General features: G+C 73.3%; 6 protein-coding genes. 1 reads left to right on the top strand and 5 read right to left on the bottom strand.

What is annotated here, in order from left to right; genetic code table 11:
• From ACTIR_RS26370 to ACTIR_RS0106720, 5 genes are all read right to left on the bottom strand, one after another.
• The coding region (locus ACTIR_RS26370; RefSeq protein ID WP_052583745.1) for a hypothetical protein at positions 1–343 on the bottom strand (343 nt) is incomplete at its 3' end.
• A 5-nt stretch (positions 344–348) separates the two neighbouring features.
• Positions 349–735: a DUF1330 domain-containing protein gene (locus ACTIR_RS0106735; protein WP_026453688.1), complete on the bottom strand. Its 387-nt coding sequence runs from the start codon at positions 733–735 to the stop codon at positions 349–351.
• Positions 736–814: 79 nt separating this feature from the next.
• Entirely contained in the window at positions 815–1,642 is an 828-nt protein-coding gene (locus ACTIR_RS0106730; protein ID WP_411431318.1) for an SAM-dependent methyltransferase, read from the bottom strand.
• A gap of 45 nt (positions 1,643–1,687) precedes the next feature.
• Entirely contained in the window at positions 1,688–1,939 is a 252-nt protein-coding gene (locus ACTIR_RS0106725; RefSeq protein ID WP_026453686.1) for a hypothetical protein, read from the bottom strand.
• Positions 1,940–1,970: 31 nt separating this feature from the next.
• Positions 1,971–3,224 carry an NAD(P)/FAD-dependent oxidoreductase gene (locus ACTIR_RS0106720; RefSeq protein WP_026453685.1) on the bottom strand — a complete coding sequence of 418 codons (1,254 nt, stop codon included), beginning with the start codon at positions 3,222–3,224 and terminating at the stop codon, positions 1,971–1,973.
• 178 nt (positions 3,225–3,402) lie between these two features.
• Between ACTIR_RS0106720 and ACTIR_RS27450 the strand changes: the two genes are divergently transcribed.
• Positions 3,403–3,894, top strand: a 492-nt coding sequence (locus tag ACTIR_RS27450) for a glutaredoxin domain-containing protein (protein WP_026453693.1), incomplete at its 3' end; no start/stop codon positions are given.

Genomic DNA, 3,894 nt, shown 5'->3' with positions numbered 1-3,894 from the left:
CGTCGCAGACCACCGCGCGGGCCCGCGTCGCCGCGTTGACCTGGGCCAGTGCCGCACGGCGGGACAGGCCACGGCGCCGCGCGTCCCGCCAGACGGCGGGCAGGATCCAGGCGGTGTTGCGGGGGTCGACCACGGTGAGTTCGACCTCGTCCTCGTCGAACCGCGCGCGCAACGCCCGGTAGACCGCGCCCATCCGTTCCATGTCGGCGCGGCAGTGCACATACGGACCGGTGTCGTCGCCGCGGAGCGCGCCGACCGGGTCGCCGTCCAACCGGCCGCAACAGCCGGAGCCGCCCATCTGCCGGTCCCACTGGCGCACCAGCACCACCCTGTGCCGCGCCACGGGGATCAGCTGCCGCCGGGCCAGACCGTGCCGGAGGCGTCGGTGGTCGGTTGCAGCACGGTCTCCACCAGCGACTCCGACCGCAGGTGGGTGCCGCGCTGGTACTCCTCGTCGCGCACCATCTCGGAGAACGCGCGCCTGCTCGGGTAGGACACCAGCAGGACGGCGTCCCAGTCCTGCCCGGCCTCGGCCACCACGGGCGCCGCCCCGTGCCCGTAGTACAGGATCGTCGCGCCGACCTTCTCGGCGAACCGCCGGAAGTGCCGCAGGTAGTCGGCGTAGCGCTCGGCGCCGCCCTCCCGGAAGCGCAGCAGGTTCAGCATCACCACGGGTTCGTCGGGCCGGTCGGACAGGAAACGCTTCAGGTCGGAACCGGTCGGATCGATCGCCATGGCGCCGCATCCTACGCGTGGGGCCCGCCGCGACGCCGTGGTGCGACCGGGTGTCCGGCGAGACCCGGGGCCCGCCCGGTCAGGGTTTGATCGCGACCCCGGCGAGGTAGCGGACCCGGGCCGGGTCGTCGTCCCACCACGGCTCTTCCCGACCATCCGGACGCCACTCGACGGCCCACACCACGCCCGGTTCCACCAGCTCCCAGCCCCCGAACAGGGCCGCGACCTCGTCCCGGGACCGCAGGAAGGCCGGATTGGTGGTTTTGGCGTAGTTCGCCACGACCTCGTGGGTGTCGGGCCGGTGGTCGGCATCGGAGATGTGACTGAGCACGAGCATGCTGCCCGGGGGAAGCCGGTCCTGGTAGAAGGCCAACGTCCGCTCCGGCGCCTTCTCCGGGGGCATGAAGTGCAACAGGGCGGTGACCAGCAGGCACGTCGGTTCCCTGGGGTCGATCACCCCGGTGTCCAGCACCCGCTGCCACAGCCGTGCACCGTCGAAGAAGTCGGCGAACACCGCCCGGTGCCGCTGCGGGTCCGCCTCCTCCGCCAGCAGGATCTCCGAGTGGGCGTGCGCGATCTCCTCGTTGTCCACGTACACCACGCGGGCCCGGGCCTGCGGGTCGGTCTCGTCGGCGATCTCGTGCGCCTGGCCCTGGCTGGGCAGCCCGGCACCGATGTCGACGAACTGGCGGATGCCGTGCCGCAGCGCCAGGCGCACCGCCCGCCCGATGAACTCCCGGTTCGAACGCATCCCGTACGGCATGTCCGGAGCCACCGCCACCTGCTCGTCGGCGAACTTCCGGTCGATGGCGTAGTGGTGGGTCCCGCCGAGCAGGTAGTCATAGACCCGCGCCGAACTCGGCCTGTCCAACGCCGCCGGCTTGTTGTCGGAACCGGACACCCGTATCACTCCCCTGTGCTCACCCGGACGGGTGTCCAGTGTGACAGTCGGTCAACGCCGGGGGAACGGGTACCGAGCAACGGCGTTCGCGGCGCCGTCGTCGTCACACGACTTGTGCTTCCCCTTGTCGGGGCACTTGTCCTTACCCTTGCTCTTCGTGACCGTCTCGGTCACGGTGTCCGTGGCGGTGACCGTCTGGGTGACGGTGCTTCCCGGCTGGGTCTCGGTGACCGTGGTGCCCGGTTGGGTCTGGATGCGGACGGCGGCCTCCGTGCGCCCGGACGGCCGTGGCCACGCGTTCATCCGGGCGTCGGTTCCGATCCACGGACCGCGGTCAGGACCAGGACCGGTCGGCCAGCTCGTGCAGCACGGCCCGGGCGGTGCGCTTTCCGGACGTCAGCGCGCCCTGCTGCGAGCTGGTGTCCCGGTGGTCGCCGCACACGTACCGGCCCGGGCCGAGGCGCACCGCGCTCCGCAACGGATGCCGTTCGGTCATCACGGGCAGCGCCCGGCGGATCGGGTAGGCACGGATCAGCTCCCAGTCCGCCGTCGTGGTGTCGTAGAGCCGCGCGAGCCTGGTGCGCACCCGGGTCTCGGTGGCCGGGTCGGCGTCGGCCCGTTCCGGCACCGAGGCGGCCACCAGCGCCGACCCGGGCGGCGCGTAGCCGGGGGCGGCGGCGCTGATCACCGCGGTGTTCAACACGAGCTCACCGCTGTCCACCAGGAGGGTGGGCTGCTCCAGCGGTGGTCGGCCCGCGAGGCGGTAGTAGAAGGTCGTCACGGAGTGCCACGCGGGCGCGGACACGGTGGGCAGCAGCCGGGCCGCGGTGTCCCCGTCGGTCGCCACGATCACCACCCGCGCGGGGATCCGCTCCCCGCCCTCCAGCGTCACCCCCTCGTCGTCGACCTCGGTGACGGGGCTGGAGTACCGGATGCCGTCCGTGGGCAGGTCACGCGCGATCAGGTGGGGCAGCGTCCCCATCCCGGCCGCGGGCAGCGCCCCGCCACCACGCAGGAACGCCCGCCAGATCAGGTGGAACACCCGGGAGGACGTGCGCAGCTCGGGATCGAGGAAGACCCCGGCCAGGAACGGGCGGAGCACCTCGTCGACGGTCCGGTCGGAGACACCGCTGCGGGCGAGCTCGTCCGCCGTGGAGCGCTCCGGCCCCGCACGCAGCACCCGCGCCGGAGCCACCGCGTCCCGGGCGGACAGCCACGCCAACGCCGCCACGTCCCGCGGCCGGCGCCACGCGAACTCGGCGAGGTCGCGCAGCGCGGCCGGATGGCGCCAGGGCGGCGCGAGGTATCGCCGCCTCCGGTCCCCACCGGCGATCACCCCCTGGGTGAAGTGTTGCAGCCGCAGGTCGGCGACCCGCACCGTCGACCGGAGGGCCGGGTATCCGGGGAGCAGGACCTGGAACCCGCGGTCCAGCCGGAAGCCGTCCACCACGTCGGTGCGGATGCGACCACCGACCTCGTCCTCCGCCTCACACACGAGCACCTTCACCCCCGCGGACCGCAGCTCACGGGCGGCCGTCAACCCGGCCAGCCCCGCACCGACGACGACCACCTCGGCCTGCTGTGTCATCACACCACCGCCCCTCCGCAGCACGGTGCCGCCCGGAAACGGACCGCGCCGCCCGGTCCGTCCTCCCCCGCATTCCTCGTGCGCCGCACTCCACACCGTGCTGGCATGGAGCCAACAAGGCGGCCGGGAGCGTGCGACACTGGACGGCAGTGACCGCCGACGACCGCCCGGAGATCTCGTGAGCGACGGAACCACCACACCGGTGACGGTGTACTGGCGTCCCGGGTGCCCGTACTGCTCCCGGCTGCTCGGCGACCTCGACCGGATCGGGCTGCCCGTCCGGAAGGTCGACATCTGGCAGGACTCGCGGGCCGCCGCCCGGGTCCGCGCGATCGCGGACGGCAACGAGACCGTGCCCACCGTGGTCGTCGGCGACGACCACACCATGGTGAACCCGCGCGCGACCCAGGTGCTCGACGCGGTCCGCACCCGGGCGCCCGGCCTGCTCGACACGATGGACCGGGACGCCCTGGTGAAGGCCGCGGCCGGGCCCTGGCACGCCGGACTGGTCCTCGCGGTGATCCTCACCGGACTGTGGCTCCTGCTGACCCTCGGCAACCCCGAGACGCCCTACCACCTGGCGTCCGCGGTCGTCGCGGCCGCCTGGCCGGTCGGCCGTCGGCTGCGCGTCGGCCGGGCACTGCCCGTGATGCCGGCCCTGACGACCGCG

This window comes from Saccharomonospora iraqiensis subsp. iraqiensis (assembly GCF_000430445.1).
GTDB lineage: Bacteria > Actinomycetota > Actinomycetes > Mycobacteriales > Pseudonocardiaceae > Saccharomonospora > Saccharomonospora iraqiensis.
This window is presented reverse-complemented; position numbering and strand designations above follow the sequence as displayed.

Coding starts and splice junctions, on each gene's coding strand:
- ACTIR_RS0106735 (WP_026453688.1), bottom strand. CDS start 735: ATGGCGATCGATCCGACCGGTTCCGACCTGAAGCGTTTCCTGTCCGAC.
- ACTIR_RS0106720 (WP_026453685.1), bottom strand. CDS start 3,224: ATGACACAGCAGGCCGAGGTGGTCGTCGTCGGTGCGGGGCTGGCCGGG.
- ACTIR_RS0106725 (WP_026453686.1), bottom strand. CDS start 1,939: ATGAACGCGTGGCCACGGCCGTCCGGGCGCACGGAGGCCGCCGTCCGC.